Source organism: Streptomyces sp. NRRL WC-3626 (assembly GCF_000718785.1).
Lineage (GTDB): Bacteria > Actinomycetota > Actinomycetes > Streptomycetales > Streptomycetaceae > Streptomyces > Streptomyces edwardsiae.
In genome coordinates this window covers 35035-57296 of sequence record NZ_JOCA01000019.1, presented here as the reverse complement: position 1 = coordinate 57296, position 22262 = coordinate 35035, and the positions used below count along the sequence as shown (strand labels likewise).

The window sequence follows — 22262 nt, the reverse complement described above, 5'->3', positions numbered from 1 at the left end:
GACTCGGGGCATGACCACCGAACCGCCCCCCGGCTCCGGTCAGCCGCCGGACGACGACCCGTTCACCAAGCACCCCCCGCCGGGCGGCCCGGAGACCCCCGGGCCGGGCTCCCCGTACGACACCCCCGGCGCGGGCGGCGGTCCGTACGGAGGCGGTCCCCCCGATCCGCTGGCCGGCATGCCCCCGCTCGCCGAGAGCGGCAGGCGCACGCTCGCCCGCGTCATCGACATGATCCTCGTCGGCATCGTCGTCTGGCTGCTCACCTGGCCGTTCGGCGTCAGCGAGTACAACGTCGACGGCGACGACGTCAACGTCGGCAACTCGCTGGGACAGTCCGTCATCGCCGCCGTGCTCTACATCGCCTACGACACCATCATGATGTCCCGCAACGGCCAGACCCTGGGCAAGAAATGGCTGCGCATGAGGGTGGCGGACCTCGCCGACGGCTCCACCCCCTCCACGCAGACCGCGTTCGTCCGCGCCCTGGTGCTGTGGCTGCCGTTCGCGTTCTGCTGCGCCTGTGTGTGGACGATCATCGCGGGCGGCTGGAGCTTCTTCGACCGGCCCTACAAACAGGGCCTGCACGACAAGGCGGCCAAGACCGTGGTGGTCAGCACCAGATGACGGCCGTACGAGACGAAGGCCCGCCCGGGACGACGGCTCCGCGGGACGACGCCCCGCACACCACGACGCTCAGGACGCCGCCCGCTCCCGCACCGGCTCACGCGCCGGCGACGGCACGGTGGCCCGTACCGGCCGCATGGACCGGACCGGCTCCGGAGCCGCGGACGCGACCGCCGCGACGGCACGACGGGGGTGCGCCACCGCCATGGCGACCAGCAGCCCGAGGGCGAGCGCCGACACGGCGACGACGGCGACGCCCGCGGCCGAACTCGCGCCCGACAACAGCAGCAGGGCGAACGTCGAGAAGATCACGGTGCACGAACCGTAAACGAGCTGAGCGACAGTCGGACGGGGCATGGCCATCGTGTCCTCGGGAGTCGGGGTGTGTCCGCCTGGCTTTCCACCGGTTCGGGGCGGTTGTGCCAAGCGACTCTAACCGCGAGCGTGCCCTGGGGGAACGCGCGGTAAGCGTGACCTGACCTACAGGGCCGGTGCACAGGGGGCGCACGGAGTCATAGCGTCCGACAAGTGGACGGTTGTGCGCGCCCGCGAGGGTTCGTGCGGACGCGTCCGGTAAGCGAACGACGTCTCCGCATAGTGCACTTGATTTGTTCAAGTCAAGGTCTGTTTTTTCTGGCGAACCTCTAGTCAAATGTCGTCACTTGACTACACGCGTTGATCACGTGCGTGCGGGACCTTCCATAGACGGAACCTCCTTCGGCCGCGCGCACGCACGCGGGAGGGGATCTCAAGTGAGTAGTAGACCCTGGACGTTCAGAGCGACCGCGATAGGCGTGGCCCTCGCGGCGGCCACCGCCACGTGCTCTGCGTTCACCGTGGCCCAGGCCGATTCGGCGGACAGCGCCGATCGTCCCAGCGCCGTGGACCGGCACGACCCGGCGTCGAACCAGCACGTCGAGCACGACCTCGAGGGCCCGCTCTCCAAGACGCAGGCAGCCCAGCGCGAGGAAGCTCTCAACCAGGTCATATCCGGTAAGACCTCGGTCAAGAACCGTGATGGTTCGAAGGTCGTCCAGCTCAAGAGCAAAAAGGGCGACAGCAAGTACGTGGAACTCGGACGGGAGAAGACCGACAAGATCTTCACCATCCTCGTCGAGTTCGGCGACCAGGTCGACAGCCGCTACGGCGGCGACGCCGGTCCGGAGCACAACCAGATCGCCAAGCCGGACCGCAAGACCGACAACTCCACGGCCTGGCAGGAGGACTACGACCAGCAGCACTTCGACGACCTGTACTTCGGGTCCGGCAAGGGCGTCGACTCGGTCAAGACCTACTACGAGAAGCAGTCCTCCGGCCGCTACTCCGTCGAGGGCGAGGTCTCCGACTGGGTCAAGGTCCCGTACAACGAGGCCCGTTACGGCAACAACGCCTGCGGCGACACCAACTGCCCGAGCGTGTGGAACGTCGTCAGCGACGGTCTGAACGCCTGGGTCGCCGAGCAGAAGGCGGCCGGCCGTACCGACGCCCAGATCAAGGCGGACGTGTCCCGCTTCGACGAGTGGGACCGTTACGACTTCGACGGCGACGGCGACTTCAACGAGCCCGACGGCTACATCGACCACTTCCAGATCGTGCACGCCGGCGAGGACGAGTCCGCGGGCGGCGGCGTCCAGGGCACCGACGCCATCTGGGCCCACCGCTGGTACGCCTTCGGCACCGACGCCGGCGCCACCGGCCCGGACCAGAACCGGCTCGGCGGATCGCAGGTCGGTTCCACCGGCATCTGGGTCGGCGACTACACCATCCAGCCGGAGAACGGCGGACTCGGCGTCTTCGCCCACGAGTACGGCCACGACCTCGGTCTGCCGGACCTCTACGACACCGCCGGCGGCGAGAACTCCACCGGCTTCTGGACGCTGATGTCCTCCGGTTCCTGGCTCGGCACCGGGAAGAAGGAGATCGGCAACCTGCCCGGCGACATGACCGCCTGGGACAAGCTCCAGCTGGGCTGGCTGAACTACGACACCGCCAAGGCGGGCGTCAACTCCTGGCACAAGCTGGGTGTCGCCGAGTACAACACCAAGCACAAGCAGGGCCTCGTCGTCACGCTGCCGAAGAAGGCCGTGACCACCGAGATCGTCCCGCCGGCCGAGGGGCAGACCCAGTGGTGGAGCGGCAGCGGTGACAACCTCAAGAACACGCTGACGCGTTCGGTCGACCTGACCGGCAAGTCTGCCGCCGATCTCACCTTCGACGGCTGGTACGAGATCGAGGCCAACTACGACTACCTCTACACCGAGGTGTCCACCGACGGCGGCGCCAACTGGACCGCCCTCGACGGAACGGTCGACGGCCAGCCGATCCCGCGCGACGGCAGCGACAAGCCGGCCCTGCACGGCACCGTCGACGGCTACAAGAAGTTCGCGTACTCCCTGGACGCCTACGCCGGCCAGAAGGTCGACCTGCGCTTCCGCTACCAGAGTGACGGTGGCGTGGCCCTCAAGGGCTTCACGGCCGACCAGATCACGGTGACCGCTGGGGGTACCCCCTCTGGGGGAGGCACGCCGGTCTTCTCCGACAACGCCGAGAGCGCGGACGCCGCCTGGACGGCGAACGGCTTCACCCGCCAGGGCGCGTCCTTCACCAAGGACTACGCCCAGTACTACATCGCCGAGAACCGCCAGTACGTGTCGTACGACAAGACCCTCGAGGTCGGCCCGTACAACTTCGGCTTCACGTCCCGCCCGGACTGGGTCGAGCACTACGCGTACCAGAACGGCCTGCTGATCTGGAAGTGGGACACCTCCCAGGCGGACAACAACACCAGCCAGCACCCGGGCGCCGGTCTGATCCTCCCGATCGACGCGCACCCGGCCGCGCTGAAGTGGTCCGACGGAACGCTGATGCGCAACCGCGTCCAGACCTACGACGCCACCTTCAGCAAGTTCCGCACCGACGGGATGCTGCTGCACAAGGCGGACGTGGCCACGTGGATCCCCTCGTCGAAGGGCGTGCCGGTCTTCAACGACCGCACGAACACCTACTACGACGCGGCGAACCCCGGTGGGGGCGTCAAGGTCACTGACACCAACACCAAGATCAAGATCAACAAGGAGGCCAAGGACGGCTCGACCATCGAGCTCGAGGTCGGCCCCGCAGGTAGGTAAGTAGCATCTCCGCAGGTCGGAGCATGATCGGCGGTGACCCCCTGGCGGGTCACCGCCGATCCGTGTTTAGGTGCCTCCCGTGGCTCTCTTATTGACACCTGTGACGACACAGGCCGACCCCGGGGGTACGACCGCATGAGCGTCGGAGGTTACTCCAAGCTGCCGAACGGTACGGTGGTGGTGGCACTCAACCTGCCCAGCCCCGCCGCCGACGCCCCCGCCGGAGTCCGCGTCCTCGTCCACGCCCGAAACCGCGCCCGGGCCCTGACCAGGCTCCGCAACCTGGGCCTGCGCGCCGTCTACCTCCGAGGCAACGCGGCCCCGCCCACCCCCGACGAGATCACCGCGGTCCTCCACCACCCGGACGGCCTCATATGGCGCACCGCGGACACCCTGACCCTGGAACTCTGGCACCCCATAAAAGCCCTGCTGAGGCAGTAGCCGCGCAGCTGCGGGCAGCCCCCACCCCCGCCGCTGCGGGCAATCGTGCCGCAGGGCGGCACGGGTGGGCGCGGCGGCACCGGCTCGGCGCCGCGAGCCGAACCCACCCCCGGCCCCCCCCCGCCACTCAGCTACTGAACGACGGGCTTCCCGGAAAGCTCCACCCCCGCCGAGCGCAGCTCATCCAACGCCCGCTCCGTGGTCCCCGCGGCAACCCCCGCCGTCAAGGACAACAGCACCCGCACCCGAAACCCCTCCCGCGCCGCGTCCACCGCGGTGGCCCGCACACAGTGGTCCGTGGCGATCCCCACCACGTCCACCTCGTCCACCGCCCGCTCCCGCAACCACTCCGCCAACGACTCCCCGTTCTCGTCGACCCCCTCGAACCCGCTGTAGGCGGCCGAGTAGGCCCCCTTCGAGAACACCGCGTCCACCGCCCCCGACGTCACCGCGGGTGCGAAGTTCGGATGGAACCCGACCCCCTCCGTCCCGGCGACGCAGTGCGCCGGCCAGGACCGTACGAAGTCGGGGTTGTCGGCGAAGTGATTACCGGGCGCGATGTGGTGATCGCGGGTGGCCACGACATGCCGGTACCCGCCGGCCGGCGCGGCCTGCCCGATCAGCTCGGTGATGGCGGCGGCCACATCCGCCCCGCCGGCCACGGCGAGGCTGCCTCCCTCGCAGAAGTCGTTCTGCACGTCAACGACGATCAGTGCGCGGCGCATGACAGGTGTCCTTCGGCTATGAGACGGACGGCCCGGGAACGGGTAACCCCCGAGCCTATTGAACGACGGACGACACGGACAGGGGCGGGAGCGGCTAGCCGCCCGACCCCACATGGACGTACTCGGTGGGCAGGACCGGCTCCCCCCGCGACAGCTGCGTGGCCGACAGCGGCAGCCCCGCCCGCGCCGCCGCGTGCCGCTCGCGGACCACGTCCAGCGGCTCCCGGGCGATCACCTCACCGCCCGACACCAGCGGCACCAGCAGCTCCCGCCCGGCCAGCTCCTCCGGCAGGTCCCCGGTGCCGATCACCTCCGCCTCGGCGACGCCGTACTCGTCCAGCCGCCGCGCGGCCCACTTGCGGCCGCCGATGGAGGTCTTCCCGCCGGTGGATCGTTTCGCCACCGGCACCAGTGGCGCCTCCGGGCCGGCGGACTCGGCGCGCGCGACCAGCTTGTACACCATGGACGCCGTCGGGTGCCCCGAGCCGGTCACCAGCTGGGTGCCGACCCCGTACGCGTCCACGGGCGCCGCCGCCAGCGAGGCGATGGCGTACTCATCCAGGTCGGAGGTCACGATGATCTTCGTGCCGGTGGCGCCCAGCTCGTCCAGCTGCTGCCGCACCCGGTGTGCCACCAGCAGCAGGTCCCCGGAGTCGATCCGTACGGCGCCCAGCTCCGGCCCCGCGACCTCCACGGCCGTACGGACCGCCTCGGCCACGTCATAGGTGTCCACCAGCAGCGTCGTACCGCCGCCGAGGGAGTCCACCTGGGCCCGGAAGGCGTCCCGCTCGCTGTCGTGGAGCAGGGTGAAGGCGTGCGCGGAGGTGCCCACGGTGGGGATGCCGTAGCGGAAGCCGGCCGCGAGGTCGGAGGTGGAGGTGAAGCCGCCGACGTACGCGGCCCGCGAGGCGGCCACCGCGGCCAGCTCGTGGGTGCGCCGGGCGCCCATCTCGATCAGCGGCCGGTCCCCGGCGGCCGACGACATCCGGGAGGCCGCCGCGGCGATGGCCGAGTCGTGGTTGAGGATCGACAGGATCACCGTCTCCAGCAGCACGCACTCGGCGAAGCTGCCCTCGACCCGCATGATCGGCGAGCCCGGGAAGTACACCTCGCCCTCCGGGTAGCCCCAGATGTCACCGGAGAAGCGGTAGCCGGCGAGCCAGTCCAGGGTCTCCTCGTCGACGATGTCGTTCGCCCGCAGGAACCGGATCATGTCCGGGCCGAAGCGGAAGTTCTCCACCGCGTCCAGGACCCGCCCGGTGCCGGCCACCACGCCGTAGCGGCGGCCGTCCGGCAGCCGCCGGGTGAAGACCTCGAACACGCTGCGCCGCCCGGCCGTGCCGGCCTTCAGCGCGGCGCGCAGCATTGTCAGCTCGTACTGGTCGGTGAAGAGCGCCGTCGACGGAACATCCACCGGCAGCCCAAGATCCGCTGTGTTCATGTGGGGGATGGTACCCCCATCTCGTCAGTTTGACGATTTCAGTTCGGGGACCGGAACAGCGGGCCGGTTTGTGCGTCCACCCCCCTGCGGTGGCAGCATGGGGCGTGTGACGTCACCCGCACCCCTGGAGATCGAACGCACCGAGTCGGCGGAGGAGGTCTTCGCCGTACCCGAGCCCGACGTCCCGTGGGTCACGATCGTGCACAACGACCCGGTCAACCTCATGAGCTACGTGACGTACGTCTTCCAGTCGTACTTCGGCTATCCCAAGGACAAGGCCACCAAGCTCATGCTGGACGTCCACCACAAGGGCCGCGCGGTCGTCTCCAGCGGCACCCGCGAAGAGATGGAACGCGACGTCCAGGCCATGCACGGCTACGGACTGTGGGCCACCCTCCAGCACGACCGCAAGTGACCGATCCGGACATGACCGAACCGGACATGACCCGCCCCCGCCCGCAGGACCGGAAGCAGCGAATCGCCGCCATGCCAGGACACTTCGAACCGCTCCCCGGCGGCGGCGCGGCCGTCGCCCTCGACGACGTCGAGATCTCCATCATCCGGTCCCTCGCCGTGCAGCTGCTGGAGCTCATCGGCCCCGGCCCGGCCGAGGACGCCTCCGGCGACCCGCTCGCCGAACTCTTCGCCGAGGGCCCGAGCGAACCCCCCTCCGACCCGGTGCTGCACCGCCTCTTCCCGGACGCCTACCGCGACCCCGAGGGCACCCCCGGGCCCGAGAAGGCCGAGGAGCAGAAGGCGTACTCCGCCGAGTTCCGCCGCTACACCGAGAACGACCTGCGGGCCGGCAAGCGCGACAACGCCCTCGCGGTGATCCGCTCCCTGGACGCGCTCAGCCCGGCCGGCGAGAGCGCGGCGATGCTGGAACTCTCGCCGGAGAAGTCCCGGCAGTGGCTCGGCGCCCTCAACGACCTGCGCCTCGCCATCGGCTCCCGCCTGGAGGTCAGCGACGAGGACGACAGCGACCTCCTCTTCCACCTTCCCGACGAGGACCCGCGCAAGCCGATGGTGATGGCCTACCTGTGGCTCGGCGGCCTCCAGGAGACCCTCGTCAACACCCTTATGCCTTAGGGGGTGTCCGGCACATGCCCGCGGCGTCGCGACGCCTGGCACGCACGATCGCCGCGTTGCCGAACCGCCCACGTGGCTCCGCCACGAGGACGCTCCGGCGCCTTGCGCTCGCACGCACCAGACGCCGCTCCTTCTTCCGCGCTCATGTGCCGGACACCCCCTGACCCCGTCCGGGTGACCACCATGCCGTGAGTCGGCGCGGGATGTCCGGAAAAGTGCGCTGACGTGTTCGCTCAGAGGACACTCAAATCCGGATAACGAATCCGTCAAAGAGCCCGCCATCTATGGGCTCTTCAGGTGTCTTTTGTCCGCTTCTTCCTGTGAAGCACGCCACAGAGCGACCCTGTGATCAGTATTGCGGCCGTGATAAATCTTCACGACCGCCCGGCGAACACCACCCGAATGTTCCGCCGGGTGCGCCACCGAGCCGGCGACCGCCAGCCAGGCACGGGCGGACTCCCAGAGCCCGCCCAGCTCCATCAGTCCGGGGGGATCGAGACCCGATCCGGGGCCGACAGCGGCCCGGGTCGGCATGGAGAAAGGCGCATCACACATGGCCTCACCGCAGGTCGACACGGAGTCCGTACCCGAAGAGGGGTACGAGCGCGGCCTCAACAGCCGTCAGGTCCAGATGATCGCGATCGGCGGCGCCATCGGCGTCGGCCTCTTCCTGGGAGCCGGCGCGAACATCGCCAAGGCGGGCCCCAGCCTGATCGTCATGTACGCCCTCGCCGGCGTCATCATCTTCTTCATCATGCGGGCCCTCGGCGAGCTGCTGCTCTACCGTCCCGTCTCGGGCTCGTTCGCCGAGTACTCGCGCGAGTTCCTCGGCCCGTTCTTCGGCTACTTCACCGGCTGGACGTACTGGCTGATGTGGGTGGTCACCGGCATGGCCGAGCTGACCGCCGCCGCCATCTACATCAACTACTGGTTCCCGGCCATCCCGCAGTGGACATCGGCCCTGGTCTTCCTGGTCATCCTGTTCGCCGCCAACCTGATCTCGGTGAAGCTGTTCGGCGAGATCGAGTTCTGGTTCTCGATGGTCAAGGTCACCGCCATCATCGGCATGATCGTGATCGGCCTCGGCGTCCTCACCCTCGGCTTCAGCCAGGCCGGTGACACCGCCGCCGTCTCCAACCTCTGGGCCTTCGACGGCTTCTTCCCCAAGGGCATCGGCTCGTCCCTGATGACGCTGCAGGGCGTCATGTTCGCCTACCTCGCCGTCGAACTCGTCGGCGTCACGGCGGGCGAGTCCGAGAACCCCGAGAAGACCCTGCCCAAGGCGATCAACACCCTGCCCTGGCGCATCGCCCTCTTCTACGTCGGCGCCCTCACCGTCATCCTGTGCGTCGTCAAGTGGACCGAGTTCTCCGCCGACGCCAGCCCCTTCGTGAAGGCGTTCGCGGTCATCGGCATCCCGGCCGGCGCCGGCATCGTCAACTTCGTCGTCCTCACCGCGGCCCTGTCGTCCTGCAACTCCGGCATGTACTCCACCGGCCGCATGCTGCGCAACCTCGCCGACAACGGGGAGGCCCCGCAGATCTTCCGGCGGCTGTCCTCCACCAAGACCCCGGCGCTCGGCATCACCACCTCCGTGGTCTTCATGGGCGTCGGCGTCGTCCTGAACTACATCGTCCCCGAGAAGGCCTTCGGCTACGTCACCTCCATCGCCACCGCGGCCGGTATCTGGACCTGGCTGATGATCCTGATCAGCCACGTCCTCTACCGCCGCAAGGTCGTCGCGGGCCGGCTGCCCGCATCGTCCTTCCCGGCACCCGGCGGCTCCGTCTGCTCCTACATCGCCATCGCGTTCCTGGTCTTCGTCCTGGGCCTGATCGTGATCGACGAGGATGCCAGGATCTGCCTCTACGTGATGGCCGGCTGGGCCGCGGCCCTCGGGGTCGGCTGGGCCGTCCTGAAGTCCCGCAATCCGCAGGTCACCCGCCGCGACGAAGGCGACTTCGAGAAGGTGGGCTGACCACCACCCGGGACGCCGGGACGCAGGGAGTACTCGTGGCACCCCCTGCGCCCACCGCTCAGGCGTCCGGCATACGGGCCGTTCCGTACCACCCCTCGGTACGGAGCGGCCCGTTGCCTATCCTGGGCCCCATGCTGACCATCACCCAGGACCTGTACGACCGGATCGTCGCCCACGCCCGCGAGGACCACCCCGACGAGGCGTGCGGCGTGGTGGCGGGCCCGGTGGGCGCCGGCCGCCCCGAGCGCTTCATCCCCATGCTGAACGCGGCGCGCTCGCCCACCTTCTACGAGTTCGACTCCCAGGACCTGCTGAAGCTGTACCGGGAGATGGACGACCGGGACGAGGAGCCCGTGGTCATCTACCACTCCCACACCGCCACCGAGGCCTACCCCTCCCGCACCGACGTCACCTATGCCAACGAGCCCGGCGCCCACTACGTCCTGGTCTCCACCGCCGACACCGACGGCGCCGGAGAGTTCCAGTTCCGCTCGTTCCGCATCCTCGAGGGCGAGATCACCGAGGAGGAGGTCAAGATCGTAGAGGCGTACTGAACCGGCCGACCGACCCCCGATCTCGTATCGCGGAAGAAAGGTGTCCGAAGCGTGAGATCACACTCCGGGAACCCGTCCGGGAATCGATACGATGACCCCATGGTTCTCCATGACGTGAGCGAAACGACGCCGGGCACGCTGCTCGTGGCGCGGCTGCACGTCGACCTGTGCAGGCTGAACAGCGCCATCTGTTGATCTTCCGCTGCCGCCGTGGGCCGTGAGCCGCGGCGGACTGCCGCGCGCCCCCGCGCGCCCTTACGTACCCACGACAGACACTTCCGACAGGAGCCCTCAGCCATGGCCATCGAGGTCCGCATCCCGACCATCCTCCGCCAGTACACCGACGGTCAGAAAGCGGTGGACGGCACCGGGAACACCCTCGCCGAGCTCTTCACCGACCTCGAGACCCGGCACACGGGCATCCACGCCCGCATCGTGGACGGCGAGCAGCTGCGCCGCTTCGTCAACGTCTACCTCAACGACGAGGACGTCCGCTTCCTCGACGGCATCAACACCAAGCTGACCGACGGCGACAGCGTCACGATCCTGCCGGCGGTCGCCGGCGGCATGGCCTGATACCCGATGCGTTACGACTCCCCGCTGGCCGCGGTGGGCAACACCCCTCTGGTGCGCCTGCCGCGGCTGTCGCCGTCCGCCGACGTCCGGATCTGGGCGAAGCTGGAGGACCGCAACCCCACCGGCTCCATCAAGGACCGCCCCGCCCTCTTCATGATCGAACAGGCGGAGAAGGACGGCCGCCTCACCCCGGGCTGCACCATCCTCGAGCCCACCAGCGGCAACACCGGCATCTCCCTGGCCATGGCCGCCAGGCTCAAGGGCTACCGCATGGTCTGCGTGATGCCCGAGAACACCTCGCAGGAGCGCCGGGACCTGCTCGGCATGTGGGGCGCCGAGATCATCTCCTCCCCGGCCGCGGGCGGCTCCAACACCGCCGTACGCGTCGCCAAGGAACTCTCCGCCGAGCACCCCGACTGGGTGATGCTCTACCAGTACGGCAACCCCCACAACGCCGGTGCCCACTACGCGACCACCGGCCCCGAGATCCTCGCCGACCTGCCGTCCATCACCCACTTCGTGGCCGGACTCGGCACCACCGGCACCCTCATGGGCGTCGGCCGCTACCTGCGCGAGAACAAGCCCGACGTCAGGATCGTCGCCGCCGAACCGCGCTACGACGACCTCGTCTACGGCCTGCGCAACCTCGACGAGGGCTTCGTCCCCGAGCTGTACGACGCCTCCGTCCTCACCACCCGCTTCTCCGTCGGCTCCGCCGACGCCGTCACCCGCACCCGCGAACTCCTCCAGCAGGAGGGCATCTTCGCCGGCGTCTCCACCGGCGCCGCCCTGCACGCGGCGATCGGCGTCGCCAACAAGGCGGTCAAGGCGGGAGAGAGCGCCGACGTCGTCTTCGTCGTCGCCGACGGCGGCTGGAAGTACCTCTCGACCGGCGTCTACACCGCCGCCACCACCGAAAAGGCCATCGACACCCTCCAGGGCCAGCTCTGGGCGTGACGCCACGTGTGAACCGGGGCCCAGGGGCCGGAGCCCGACTCCGGCCCCTTTCGCATGCCCCGCGCGGGATCACTCCCGCTCGCCGTCACCTCTCCTCGGCCCACGCCGTCGCCGGGGCCGGTGCCCCCGGCCCCACCCGTCGACGAGCGCCGTGACGAACCCGAGCAGTACCACCGCGGCGAGCGCGAGCCACCAGGCCGTGTCCATGCCCCGACCGTACCGGCGCACACCACCACCGCGCGCCCCTTCCCGCCCCGGCATGCGCCCCATCCAGCCGAACCGGTGACAGCACAGGTGAGTTCGCCCACAACAGCCCCTGGCGGAGGAGCGACCACAGGTTTTGCGCCTTACGCTCGACGAACCGCACGACCCCCGTCTTCCCACACCCGCAGCGGAGGTTTCTGCTTCATGAAGCTCACCGTCGTCGGCTGCTCGGGGTCGTTCCCGTCCGCGGAATCGGCCTGCTCGAGCTACCTCGTCGAGGCCGACGGCTTCCGGCTGCTCCTCGACATGGGCAACGGCGCCCTCGGCGAGCTGCAGCGCCACTGCGGTCTCTACGACCTCGACGCGATCTTCCTCAGCCATCTGCACGCCGACCACTGCATCGACATGTGCGCCTACTTCGTGGCGCGTTACTACCGGCACGAAGGCGGCCGCTGCGCCCCCCTGCCGGTCTACGGCCCCGAGGGCACCGAGCACCGGCTGACCACCGCCTACGCCGACACGCCCACGGCCTCCTCCATGAGCGAGGTCTTCGACTTCCACACCGTCAAGCCCTCCACGTTCGAGATCGGCCCGTTCCTCGTCCACACCGAGCGCGTCGCGCACCCGGTCGAGGCGTACGGCATCCGTATCGAACACGGCGGGAGGACGCTGACGTACTCCGGCGACACCGGAGTGAGCCCCGCGCTCGACGACCTCGCCCGCGACGCCGACCTCTTCCTGTGCGAGGCCGCGTTCACGCACGGCAAGGAGAACATCCCCGACCTGCACCTCAACGGCCGCGAGGCGGGTGAGACGGCGGCCCGCGCGGGCGCCCGCCGCCTGATCCTCACCCACATCCCCCCGTGGACCGACCCGCAGATCAACCTCACCGACGCCCGCGAGGTGTACGCAGGCTCGGTGGGCCTGGCCGCGCCGGGAGCGACGTACGTGATCTGAGCAGCTGCAAAGGGGAGGGCCCCGGAACCGAGTTCGGTTCCGGGGCCCTCCCGTTCGTACGGGGACCGCTCACGCCTTGGTGGCGTCCTCGAGTTCCTCCTCCGGCTCACGGCCCGGAGTCGGCAGGTTGAACTTGGTGATCGCGAAGCGGAAGACCACGTAGTAGATCGCCGCGAACACCAGACCGATCGGGATGATCAGCCATGGCTTGGTCGCCAGGTTCCAGTTGAGCCCGTAGTCGATCGCGCCCGCGGAGAAGGTGAAGCCCGCGTGGACACCGAACGCCCAGGTGATCGCCATGGCCGCCGCGGTGAGCACCGCGTGGATCACGTACAGCAGCGGGGCGATGAACATGAACGAGAACTCGATCGGCTCGGTCACACCGGTCACGAAGGACGTCAGCGCGAGCGAGACCATCATGCCCATCACGGCCTTGCGGCGCTCGGGACGGGCGGCGTGCGCGATGGCGATGGCGGCGGCGGGGAGACCGAACATCATGATCGGGAAGAAGCCCGACATGAACAGACCGGCGTCCGGGTCACCGGCGAAGAAGCGGTTCAGGTCACCGTGGACGACCTCGCCCGCCGCGTTGGTGAAGTCACCGATCTGGAACCAGGAGACGGTGTTCACGAACTGGTGCATGCCGATCGGGATCAGCGCGCGGTTGATCAGACCGAACAGACCGGCACCCGCGGCGCCCAGACCGGTGATCCACTCACCGGCGTCGGAGATGACCTCACCGATCGGCTCCCAGACCAGACCGAAGAAGACGCCCATGAGGGTGCCGACGAAGGCCATGATGATCGGCACGAGCCGGCGGCCGTTGAAGAAGCCCAGCCAGTCCACCAGCTGCTTGCGGTGGTACCGCTGCCACAGCACCGCCGCCAGCAGACCCATCAGGATGCCGCCGAGGACACCCGGGTTGTTGTACGTCGCGGCTATGTCCGCGCCGTCCTGCACCTTGGCCTCGGTGACCGGGAACGCCTTCAGGACGTTGCTGTAGACCAGGAAGCCGACGAGGGCGGCGAGGGCGGTGGAGCCGTCGGCCTTCTTGGCGAAGCCGATCGCGACACCGATGCAGAAGAGCATCGGCAGGTTGTCGAAGATCGCACCGCCGGCGGTGGCGAACACGGCCGCGACCTTGTCCCAGCCGAAGCCTTCGGCGCCGAACACGTCCGGCTGACCGAGCCGGAGCAGGATGCCCGCCGCCGGCAGGACGGCGATCGGGAGCTGAAGGCTGCGGCCGACCTTCTGCAGGCCCTGGAACAGGCCGGATCCCCGCTTCTTCGCGGGGGCCGCCGAGGCGGTGGCGGTGCTCATACTTCCTCCATCGGTGGTGGTCTACACCACTAGTGGTGTAGACCTGTTGTAGCACGATGAAGGCCGCATAAGGAACCCACGATTCCTGCTACCGCCGGGCTACACACGGTGTCCGCCGCACCGGTGAAACGGAACCCGCGCGAAGGCGCACCGAAAAGCCCCCGGACCACCAGGTCCGAGGGCTCCACAAGCCGCCTCCAGCCTACGAGATCACCCCTTCGCCGCGTCCTCGACCTCCTCCTCCGGCTCCCGCCCCGGAGTCCGCAGATCGAACCGCGTGATCGCGAACCGGAAGATCGCGTAGTACACCGCCGCGAAGCACAGCCCGATCGGGATGATCGCCCACGGCCGGGTCGCCAGGTTCCAGTTGATGACGTAGTCGATCAGCCCCGCCGAGAAACTGAACCCGTCGTGCACCCCCAACCCCCACGTCACCGCCATCGACACACCCGTCAGCACCGCGTGCGCCACGTACAGCAAGGGGGCGACGAACAGGAACGAGTACTCGATCGGCTCCGTGATCCCCGTGACGAACGACGTCAGCGCCACCGACAGCATCAGCCCGCCGACCTCCTTGCGCCGGTGCGGCTTCGCACAGTGCGTGATCGCCAGCGCCGCCGCCGGCAGCGCGAACATCATGATCGGGAAGAACCCCGAGGTGAACTGCCCCGCGTCCGGATCACCCGCCAGGAACATGTTGATGTCCCCGTGCACCACCGTGCCGTCCGGCCGCGTGTACGAGCCGAACTGGAACCAGATGGGCACGTTCAGGAACTGATGCAGCCCCACCACCAGCAACGCCCGGTTCGCCAGACCGAACACACCGGCGCCCCACGCGTCCAGCCCGTCCATCCAGTCGCTGAAACTCTCCAGCGCGTCACCGATCGGCGGCCACACCCACAGACACAACGCGGCGAACACGATCGCCGCGAACGCCATGATGATCGGCACCAGCCGCCGCCCGTTGAAGAAGCCGAGCCAGTCCACCAGCCGCGTACGGTGGAACCGCTGCCAGAAGTACGCCGCCATCAAACCGATCACGATGCCGCCGAAAACCCCCGGATTCTGGAACGTGAACGCCGTGACCGTCCCGTCCGACACCTGGCAGCCCACCATCGGCACCGCCTTCGAGCCCCCGGGACAGTCCTCCGGGAACTGGCGCAGCACGTTGTAGTAGACGAGGAACCCGGCCACCGCCGCGAGCGCCGTGGATCCGTCCGACTTCTTCGCCATCCCGATGGCCACACCCACACAGAACAGCAGCGGCAGCCCCAGCGAACCGTCCAGCAGCGCCCCGCCCGCACCCACCATCACCTTGGAGACGTCCGTCCAGCCCAGACCCTCGTCCCCGAACACGTCCGGCTGCCCCAGCCGGTTCAGAATGCCCGCGGCCGGCAGCACCGCGATCGGCAACTGCAGACTCCGGCCCATCTTCTGCAAACCCTGGAACAAACGGTTCCAGCCCTCCCGCGCGGGAGAGACCGCACTCCCGGCGCCGGAACTCTCGGCACTCATCAGGGCCCCCTCGATCCGCGGCGGTGACGACGGGTTTGGCGGCAGTCCACCCGGTGGTGTAGACCAGTGAGGCAGGACGGTACCGCTGTCGTGACGCCATCATTCGGCACCCACGACGGGACCGCTCGCAAAGATGGGCCAACTGTGGGTTACTGCGACAAAGCGGTTCGGATCAGGGAGAACGAACATGGCCACCAAGGCTGAGAAGATCGTTGCCGGGCTCGGCGGCATCGACAACATCGAAGAGGTCGAAGGCTGCATCACCCGCCTCCGCACCGAAGTCGTGGACCCCGCCAAGGTCGACGAAGCCGCCCTCAAGGCCGCCGGCGCCCACGGCGTCGTCAAGATGGGCAGCGCCATCCAGGTCGTCATCGGCACCGACGCCGACCCCGTCGCGGCCGAGATCGAAGACATGATGTAAGCACCCCCGCTTACACCTTCGGGGCCCCGTCCACGCATCCGGAAGGGGCCCCCACCCCTGTACGGCTAGGCTCGGCGCCATGTCTCGAATCGACGGCCGCACCCCCGAACAACTCCGCCCGGTCACCATCGAACGCGGCTGGAGCAAGCACGCCGAAGGCTCCGTCCTCGTCTCCTTCGGCGACACCAAGGTCCTCTGCACCGCCTCCGTCACCGAAGGCGTCCCCCGCTGGCGCAAGGGCAGCGGCGAGGGCTGGGTCACCGCCGAGTACGCGATGCTGCCCCGCGCCACCAACACCCGCGGCGACCGCGAATCGGTCCGCGGCCGCATCGGCGGCCGCACCCACGAGATCAGCCGCCTCATCGGCCGCTCCCTGCGCGCCGTCATCGACTACAAGGCCCTCGGCGAGAACACCGTCGTCCTCGACTGCGACGTCCTCCAGGCCGACGGCGGCACCCGCACCGCCGCCATCACCGGCTCCTACGTCGCCCTCGCCGACGCCATTCACTGGGCCCAGGGCAAGAAGCTCATCCGCGCCGGCCGCCAGCCCCTCACCGGCACGGTCAGCGCCGTGTCCGTCGGCATCGTCGCCGGGGTCCCCCTCCTCGACCTCCGCTACGAGGAGGACGTCAAGGCCGACACCGACATGAACGTCGTCTGCACCGGCGACGGCCGCTTCGTCGAAGTCCAGGGCACCGCCGAGGCCGAACCCTTCGCCCGCGACGAACTGAACGCCCTCCTCGACCTCGCCGTCACCGGCTGCGCCGAACTCACCGCGGTCCAGCGCGCCGCGCTTGAAACGGTCCTCGAAAGGTAAAAGACACACCAAGGCGCGTGGCCGACGCGGGCAACCGCGCCGGCCACCGCCGCGTCTCAAGGGGTACGGGCGCACGGATCGACCCCGGGCGCCCGGCCGACGACCAGGGCCCCACCGGCCCTACAAAGGGGAGGGACCCATCCATGGCCGCGAGCCGCCGACGCCGCACCGCAGCCGTCGCCGCCACCCTGGCGGCCGTCGCGCTGACCGCCGGACTCACCACCGGCTGCGCCGCCGTCGACAAGGCACTGGACTGCGTCCAGACCGCCGACGCCATCGCCGACAGCGTCACCGACATGCAGCAGGCCGTCGAGAACGCCGGCGACGACCTGACCCAACTCGAGGAATCCCTCGACTCCATAGACAAGAACCTCGGCGAGATCGGCGACAAGACCGACAACGCCGACGTCGGCAAGGCCGTCGACGACCTCCAGACGGCCGTCGGGAACGTCCGCACCTCCATCCAGAACGGCGACGAGACCCCCGACATCAGCCCCGTCACCGACGCGGCCGGCGAACTCACCAAGGTCTGTACGCCGTAAGGACCCGAGCATGGGCCCAGGGATACTTGGGCCCATGACCCGCCTCATCCTCGCCACCCGCAACACCGGAAAGATCACCGAACTCCGGTCGATCCTCACGGACGCGGGCCTGCCCCACGAACTCGTCGGCGCCGACGCCTACCCCGACATCCCCGACGTCAGGGAAACCGGCGTCACCTTCGCCGAGAACGCCCTGCTCAAGGCCCACGCCCTGGCCCGGGCGACCGGCCTCCCCGCGGTCGCCGACGACTCCGGCCTCTGCGTCGACGTCCTGAACGGCGCCCCCGGCATCTTCTCCGCCCGCTGGTCCGGCACCCACGGCGACGACAAGGCGAACCTGGACCTGCTCCTGGCCCAGCTCGCGGACATCGAGCCCCCGCACCGGGCGGCCCACTTCGCCTGCGCGGCGGCCCTGGCCCTGCCCGACGGCACGGAACGAGTGGTCGAAGGCCACCTGAAGGGCACCCTCCGCCACACCCCCTCCGGCACGGGAGGCTTCGGCTACGACCCGATCCTCCAGCCGGAGGGCGAAACGAGGACGTGCGCGGAACTGACGGCCGCCGAGAAGAACGCGATCAGCCACCGGGGCAAGGCGTTCCGCGCCCTGGTCCCGGCGGTACGGGATCTGCTGGGCTGAACACCGGTGCGGCCGGAGGGACTCGAACCCTCACGGGAGTTACCCCACTGGGACCTAAACCCAGCGTGACTGCCAGTTCCACCACGGCCGCGTGATGCTGCCCGGCCATGCTAGCGGCCGGGCAGCGGGGTCAGATCCCCAGATCCTTGATGATCTTGGCCACGTGGCCCGTCGCCCGGACGTTGTAGAGGGCGTGCTCGACCTTGCCCTGCTCGTCCACCACGATCGTGGAGCGGATGACGCCCAGGTAGGTCTTGCCGTAGTTCTTTTTCTCGCCGTAGGCGGCGTAGGCGTCCAGGACCGTCTTCTCCGGGTCGGCGAGGAGGGTGACCTTCAGGGACTCCGCCTCGCGGAACTTGGCGAGCTTCTCCGGCTTGTCGGGGGAGATGCCGATGACGTCGTAGCCGGCGCCGGCCAGCAGGTCGAGGTTGTCCGTGAAGTCGCAGGCCTGCTTGGTGCAGCCGGGAGTGAGGGCGGCCGGGTAGAAGTAGACGATGACCTTGCGGCCCTTGTGGTCGGCCAGGGACACCTCGTTGCCGTCGGCGTCGGGCAGGGTGAAGGCGGGGGCCTCGTCCCCGGGCTGGAGGCGTTCACTCATCGGTCGGGTCTCCTCGTGCGTGGATCGGGTGCCGGGATCGAGGGTAACCGGGGGTCCTGACCGTGCGTGGCGGTGTGAAGCTGACAGACTGTCCGGCACAGGTACACACAGGTATCAGCGGATATCGGAGGCGGCACGGTGGCGGACACGGCGGACACCAGAACCCCGGCGCAGATCGAGGCGGACATCAGGCGCCGCCGTGCGGTGCTGGCCGAGACCCTGGACGAGATCGGTGTGCGGGTGCATCCCAAGACGATCGTGGGGGATGCCAAGGCCCGCGTGGTGTCGAACGTGGATCACACGCTGGGCCGGGCGTACGTCCGTGTCAACGGTGTGGTGAGCGATGTGAAGGCACGGTTCGTGGACCCGGAGGGCGCGCCGCGGCTGGAGCGGGTCGTTCCGGTGGCGGTGCTGGTGGTGGGTGCCGTGGGGCTGCTGGCCCTGGGGACCCGTCGGCGCAGGCGTTGACCCCGGCGGCGTGCGGCCGGCGCGGAGGCAGGTAGGTTTCAGGACGTGAGCGCCAAGAGACTCGAGCACGGTTCCCAGGACGACAAGCTCCCCATCCGGATGCTGCACGATCGCGTACTCGTGCGGCAGGACGCGGGTGAGGGCGAGCGGCGTTCGGGGGGCGGCATCCTGATTCCCGCGACGGCGGCGGTGGGCCGCCGGCTGGCCTGGGCCGAGGTGGTCGCGGTGGGGCAGAACGTCCGGACCGTGGAGCCGGGCGACCGGGTGCTGTACGACCCGGAGGACCGGGCGGAGGTCGAGGTGCGGGGCACGGCGTATGTGCTGATGCGGGAGCGCGATCTGCACGCGGTGGCCGCGGACCGTTTCGAGGGTTCCGAGGATTCGACGGGTTTGTACCTGTAGTTCAATGGCCGGGAAGGGCTGGTGACCATGGTCACCAGCCCTTTTCGTGTGTCCGGGCCGGGGCGGGGCCTAGGCTGGGGGGACCCGTGAGGGCCCCGACGAGACGCGCCGTACCGGGGTGAAGGCAAAGACGACGCACCCCCGTTTCCGTTCGTGTCCCGGAGGTGCCTGTCATGGCGTGGGTTCTGCTTGTGATCGCCGGTCTGCTGGAGGTCGGCTGGTCGGTGGGGATGAAGTACACCGACGGTTTCACCCGTCTGGTCCCGAGTGTGCTGACCGGCGCGGGCATCGTGGCGAGCATGCTGCTGCTGTCGTACGCGGCTCGTACGCTGCCGATCGGTACGGCGTACGGCGTGTGGGTGGGCATCGGCGCGGCCGGGGCCGCGGTGCTGGGCATGTGGGTGCTGGGTGAGCCGGTGACGGCGGCGCGGATCTTCTTCATCTGTCTGCTGCTGGTGGCGGTGGTGGGGCTGAAGGCGACGTCCGGGCACTGAGAGCGGAGGGCCGGGTCACTCGTCCCAGCGGGTGCCCTGGGTGAGTGCGCCGGTGAGGCCGTCGGAGACGGGGTTCTCGTCTCCGTTGGCGTCGCTCTCGCCGGTGTCGTCGGTGGGCGCCGCGCTGCCGTCGGTCTGCCGCCGGGGTGACTCCGGCTCGTCCTGGCCGTCGGCGGACTCCTCGTCCGTCCCCGTCCCCGTCTCCGTCCCCGTGTCCCTCCCGTCCGGCGCCCCGCTGTCGCTGTCGTCGGGTTCGCCGGAGAAGGACGGGCTGTTGCTGGAGTCGCTCGGCGGCGGCTGGGTCTTGTAGGCGCCGGGCTGGAGCCGCAGGCTGAAGGGCGTGACCGGTACGCCGTCGAGGGCTTCGCGGGTGTACTGGCCCCAGATCTCGGCCGGGGCGCCGCCGCCGTTGATCCTGGGGAGGCCCATGACGCCGTAGAGGGGTTTGTGGCCGGCGGTGACCGGGTCCTGGCCCATGACGGCGACGACGGTGGCGAGGTCGGGGGTGTAGCCGGCGAACCAGGCGGCGGTGTCCTCCTCGGCGGTGCCGGTCTTGCCGGCGGCGGGGCGGCCGGCGGTCTGGGCGGCGGTGGCGGTGCCGTTCTCGACGACGCCGCGCAGCACGGAGGTGGTGGTGTCGGCGGCCTGGCGGGTGACGGCCTGGCGGGTGTGCCGTTCGGGCAGTTCGACGTTCCGGCCGTTCTGGGTGATCTTCTCGATCATGGTGTAGTCGCCGTGTTTGCCGTGGTTGGCGAGGGTGGCGTAGGCCTCGGCCATGTCGAGGACGCTGGCGGTCGCGACACCGAGGGCGATGGAGGGCCCGGCGTCGTCGAGGCTGGGGGTGTCCTCGGACAGGCCCAGGGCGACGGCGGTCTCGCGGACGCGGTCGGGGCCGACGTCGGTGGCCATCTGCGCGTAGACGGCGTTGACGGACTTGTCGGTGGCCTCGCGGACGGTGATGTCGCCGTAGTCGCGGTGGTCCTCGTTCTCGGGGGCGTAGCGGGCGCCGGGCCAGCCCTGGACGGGGCGTTCGCTGTTGCCGTCGTAGATGGCGTTGGGGGTGATGGGGCGGCCGTCCTGGGTGCGGGAGCCGTTCTCGACGGCGGCGGTGAAGACGAACGGCTTGAAGCTGGAGCCGACCTGGAAGTCCCGGCGGGTGGCGTTGGGGGTGTACTGCTTGACGTAGTCGATGCCGTTGTACATGGCGACGACCTTGCCGGTCTTGACGTCGACGGAGGCGCCGCCGGCCCGGACGTAGGTGTCGGCCTTGCGGTTCTTCTGGTCGAGGCGGTCCATGAGGTTGTCGTTGACGGCGTCGACGAAGGCGTCCTGCTTGTCCTTCTGCAGGGTGGTGGTGATGCGGTAGCCGCCGGTGCCGAGGGCGGCCTCGTCGACGATGTCGTTCTGGACGAGGTGGTTCTTGACGATGTTGACGATGTAACCGCGCTGGCCGGAGAGGCTGGTGGAGACGGTGGTCTTCTCCGGCATCGGGAACTTCATGCCGGCGCGTTCGGCGGCGCCGAGCCAGCCTTCGTCGACCATGCCGTCGAGGACGTAGTTCCAGCGGTGTTCGACGGTGTCGCGGTTCTCGGGGTGGGTGATGACGTCGTACTGGCTGGGGGCGTTGACGAGGGCGGCGAGGTAGGCGGCGCGGCCGGCGTCGAGCTCGGCGGCGTCGATGCCGTAGTAGGCGTGGGCGGCGGACTGGATGCCGTAGGCGCCGCGGCCGAAGAAGCTGGTGTTGAGGTAGCCCTCGAGGATCTGGTCCTTGGTCTGTTCGCGGTCGAGCTTGATGGAGATGAAGAACTCCTTCACCTTGCGGGTGACGGTCTGCTCCTGGCGGAGGTAGTAGTTCTTCACGTACTGCTGGGTGATGGTGGAGCCGGACTGGCGGCCTTTGCCGGTGGCGGTGTTCCAGGCGGCGCGGACCATGGCCTGGGGGTCGATGGCGGACTCGGTGTAGAAGTCCCGGTCCTCGGCGGCGAGGACGGCGTGCTGGGCGTCCTCGGAGATCTGGGAGAGGGTGACGTTCTCCCGGTTGACCTCGCCGTCGCGGGCGATGACGGTGCCGTCGGCGTAGAGGTAGACGTTGGCCTGCTGGGTGGCGAGGGCGTTGGCGGCGGGGATCCGTACGAGGTGGTAGCCGAGGAAGAAGCCGCCGACGACGACGGTGGCGGTGATGAGGAGCCCGCCGAGGGTCATGCGCCAGGTGGGGACGAACCGGCGCCAGCCGGTGCGTCCGGGCTTCTTGGGGGCGCCGGCCGCCCGGGGGTCTCTCGGCGCCCAGCCCTTCTCCGGCTGCTGCGGCTGCGGCTCGTCGCTCATGTCGTGCACGGACTCCTGTTTCGCCTTGTTCGTTCCACTGCGCCGTAG

The 22262-nt window shown here is 69.3% G+C and carries 26 protein-coding genes, 1 tRNA gene and 1 riboswitch; of the genes, 18 read left to right on the top strand and 9 right to left on the bottom strand.

The genetic code is table 11. From position 1 onward, the window contains the following. Nucleotides 1-10 precede the first annotated feature (10 nt). The gene (locus IF28_RS0125755) at nt 11-625 is read left to right on the top strand and encodes an RDD family protein (protein ID WP_030224784.1); all 615 of its coding nucleotides are present in this window, start codon (nt 11-13) and stop codon (nt 623-625) included. A 69-nt stretch (nt 626-694) separates the two neighbouring features. On the opposite strand, the gene IF28_RS0125750 is transcribed toward IF28_RS0125755, so the two are convergent. Further along, entirely contained in the window at nt 695-988 is a 294-nt protein-coding gene (locus IF28_RS0125750; protein ID WP_051713880.1) for a hypothetical protein, read from the bottom strand. Nucleotides 989-1377: 389 nt separating this feature from the next. On the opposite strand from IF28_RS0125750, the gene IF28_RS0125745 reads away from it, so the two are divergent. Next, nucleotides 1378-3753 carry an immune inhibitor A domain-containing protein gene (locus IF28_RS0125745; RefSeq protein ID WP_030224779.1) on the top strand — a complete coding sequence of 792 codons (2376 nt, stop codon included), beginning with the start codon at nt 1378-1380 and terminating at the stop codon, nt 3751-3753. 135 nt (nt 3754-3888) lie between these two features. Then, on the top strand, nt 3889-4194 hold the full coding sequence (locus IF28_RS0125740; RefSeq protein ID WP_030224774.1) for a hypothetical protein: 306 nt from the start codon (nt 3889-3891) through the stop codon (nt 4192-4194). Between the two features lie 131 nt (nt 4195-4325). On the opposite strand, the gene IF28_RS0125735 is transcribed toward IF28_RS0125740, so the two are convergent. Both IF28_RS0125735 and IF28_RS0125730 read right to left on the bottom strand, forming a co-directional pair. Continuing rightward, nucleotides 4326-4919, bottom strand: coding sequence for an isochorismatase family protein (locus IF28_RS0125735; protein ID WP_030224772.1), 594 nt, complete (start codon nt 4917-4919; stop codon nt 4326-4328). Between the two features lie 94 nt (nt 4920-5013). Next, nucleotides 5014-6360: a nicotinate phosphoribosyltransferase gene (locus tag IF28_RS0125730; protein ID WP_030224770.1), complete on the bottom strand. Its 1347-nt coding sequence runs from the start codon at nt 6358-6360 to the stop codon at nt 5014-5016. Between the two features lie 97 nt (nt 6361-6457). Between IF28_RS0125730 and clpS the strand changes: the two genes are divergently transcribed. From clpS to IF28_RS0125695, 7 genes are all read left to right on the top strand, one after another. Continuing rightward, nucleotides 6458-6775 (top strand): ATP-dependent Clp protease adapter ClpS, encoded by a 318-nt coding sequence (gene clpS, locus IF28_RS0125725; RefSeq protein WP_030224767.1) that lies wholly within the window; start codon nt 6458-6460, stop codon nt 6773-6775. 71 nt (nt 6776-6846) lie between these two features. Beyond that, the gene (locus IF28_RS0125720; protein ID WP_030224765.1) at nt 6847-7449 is read left to right on the top strand and encodes a DUF2017 domain-containing protein; all 603 of its coding nucleotides are present in this window, start codon (nt 6847-6849) and stop codon (nt 7447-7449) included. 553 nt (nt 7450-8002) lie between these two features. Beyond that, nucleotides 8003-9427, top strand: a complete 1425-nt coding sequence (locus IF28_RS0125715; RefSeq protein ID WP_030224762.1) for an amino acid permease — start codon at nt 8003-8005, stop codon at nt 9425-9427. Between the two features lie 131 nt (nt 9428-9558). Next, entirely contained in the window at nt 9559-9981 is a 423-nt protein-coding gene (locus IF28_RS0125710) for a Mov34/MPN/PAD-1 family protein (protein ID WP_030224760.1), read from the top strand. Between the two features lie 99 nt (nt 9982-10080). Further along, nucleotides 10081-10176 carry a putative leader peptide gene (locus IF28_RS40290; RefSeq protein WP_311646246.1) on the top strand — a complete coding sequence of 32 codons (96 nt, stop codon included), beginning with the start codon at nt 10081-10083 and terminating at the stop codon, nt 10174-10176. A gap of 102 nt (nt 10177-10278) precedes the next feature. Beyond that, the gene (locus IF28_RS0125700) at nt 10279-10557 is read left to right on the top strand and encodes a MoaD/ThiS family protein (protein WP_030224758.1); all 279 of its coding nucleotides are present in this window, start codon (nt 10279-10281) and stop codon (nt 10555-10557) included. A 6-nt stretch (nt 10558-10563) separates the two neighbouring features. Beyond that, nucleotides 10564-11514: a PLP-dependent cysteine synthase family protein gene (locus IF28_RS0125695; protein ID WP_030224756.1), complete on the top strand. Its 951-nt coding sequence runs from the start codon at nt 10564-10566 to the stop codon at nt 11512-11514. A gap of 69 nt (nt 11515-11583) precedes the next feature. Here the strand turns inward: IF28_RS0125695 and IF28_RS39510 are convergent, their stop codons facing one another. Beyond that, nucleotides 11584-11721, bottom strand: a complete 138-nt coding sequence (locus IF28_RS39510) for a hypothetical protein (RefSeq protein WP_199809039.1) — start codon at nt 11719-11721, stop codon at nt 11584-11586. Nucleotides 11722-11922: 201 nt separating this feature from the next. Here IF28_RS39510 and IF28_RS0125690 point away from each other — a divergent pair, with 201 nt between their 5' ends. Next, entirely contained in the window at nt 11923-12675 is a 753-nt protein-coding gene (locus tag IF28_RS0125690; RefSeq protein WP_030224755.1) for an MBL fold metallo-hydrolase, read from the top strand. A 69-nt stretch (nt 12676-12744) separates the two neighbouring features. Here the strand turns inward: IF28_RS0125690 and IF28_RS0125685 are convergent, their stop codons facing one another. Further along, complete coding sequence (locus tag IF28_RS0125685; protein WP_030224754.1) at nt 12745-13995, bottom strand: PTS transporter subunit EIIC; 1251 nt, start codon at nt 13993-13995, stop codon at nt 12745-12747. 210 nt (nt 13996-14205) lie between these two features. Beyond that, nucleotides 14206-15510, bottom strand: a complete 1305-nt coding sequence (locus tag IF28_RS0125680; RefSeq protein ID WP_030224753.1) for a PTS transporter subunit EIIC — start codon at nt 15508-15510, stop codon at nt 14206-14208. A gap of 187 nt (nt 15511-15697) precedes the next feature. Between IF28_RS0125680 and IF28_RS0125675 the strand changes: the two genes are divergently transcribed. The 4 genes from IF28_RS0125675 (at nt 15698) to rdgB (ending at nt 17927) form a co-directional block, all read left to right on the top strand. After that, nucleotides 15698-15931, top strand: a complete 234-nt coding sequence (locus tag IF28_RS0125675) for a glucose PTS transporter subunit EIIB (protein WP_030224752.1) — start codon at nt 15698-15700, stop codon at nt 15929-15931. A 79-nt stretch (nt 15932-16010) separates the two neighbouring features. Then, nucleotides 16011-16748: a ribonuclease PH gene (rph, locus tag IF28_RS0125670; RefSeq protein WP_030224750.1), complete on the top strand. Its 738-nt coding sequence runs from the start codon at nt 16011-16013 to the stop codon at nt 16746-16748. Nucleotides 16749-16891: 143 nt separating this feature from the next. Then, nucleotides 16892-17290 carry a hypothetical protein gene (locus tag IF28_RS0125665; protein ID WP_030224745.1) on the top strand — a complete coding sequence of 133 codons (399 nt, stop codon included), beginning with the start codon at nt 16892-16894 and terminating at the stop codon, nt 17288-17290. Between the two features lie 34 nt (nt 17291-17324). Further along, the gene (rdgB, locus tag IF28_RS0125660; protein WP_030224743.1) at nt 17325-17927 is read left to right on the top strand and encodes an RdgB/HAM1 family non-canonical purine NTP pyrophosphatase; all 603 of its coding nucleotides are present in this window, start codon (nt 17325-17327) and stop codon (nt 17925-17927) included. Between the two features lie 7 nt (nt 17928-17934). On the opposite strand, the gene IF28_RS0125655 is transcribed toward rdgB, so the two are convergent. Both IF28_RS0125655 and bcp read right to left on the bottom strand, forming a co-directional pair. Beyond that, a tRNA-Leu gene (locus tag IF28_RS0125655) sits at nt 17935-18018 on the bottom strand. A gap of 39 nt (nt 18019-18057) precedes the next feature. Beyond that, nucleotides 18058-18525 (bottom strand): thioredoxin-dependent thiol peroxidase, encoded by a 468-nt coding sequence (gene bcp, locus IF28_RS0125650; RefSeq protein WP_030224740.1) that lies wholly within the window; start codon nt 18523-18525, stop codon nt 18058-18060. A gap of 138 nt (nt 18526-18663) precedes the next feature. Between bcp and IF28_RS0125645 the strand changes: the two genes are divergently transcribed. The 3 genes from IF28_RS0125645 (at nt 18664) to IF28_RS0125635 (ending at nt 19889) form a co-directional block, all read left to right on the top strand. After that, nucleotides 18664-18993, top strand: a complete 330-nt coding sequence (locus tag IF28_RS0125645) for a DUF3618 domain-containing protein (RefSeq protein WP_030224737.1) — start codon at nt 18664-18666, stop codon at nt 18991-18993. A 99-nt stretch (nt 18994-19092) separates the two neighbouring features. Then, entirely contained in the window at nt 19093-19395 is a 303-nt protein-coding gene (locus IF28_RS0125640; RefSeq protein ID WP_234325344.1) for a GroES family chaperonin, read from the top strand. Between the two features lie 78 nt (nt 19396-19473). Continuing rightward, nucleotides 19474-19535, top strand: a riboswitch (guanidine-III (ykkC-III) riboswitch). Between the two features lie 33 nt (nt 19536-19568). Further along, a complete protein-coding gene (locus tag IF28_RS0125635) occupies nt 19569-19889 on the top strand; it encodes a DMT family transporter (RefSeq protein WP_030224734.1) in 321 nt (106 codons plus the stop codon). A 15-nt stretch (nt 19890-19904) separates the two neighbouring features. Here IF28_RS0125635 and IF28_RS0125630 read toward each other — a convergent pair whose 3' ends face one another. Beyond that, complete coding sequence (locus IF28_RS0125630) at nt 19905-22214, bottom strand: transglycosylase domain-containing protein (protein WP_030224731.1); 2310 nt, start codon at nt 22212-22214, stop codon at nt 19905-19907. Nucleotides 22215-22262 lie beyond the last annotated feature (48 nt).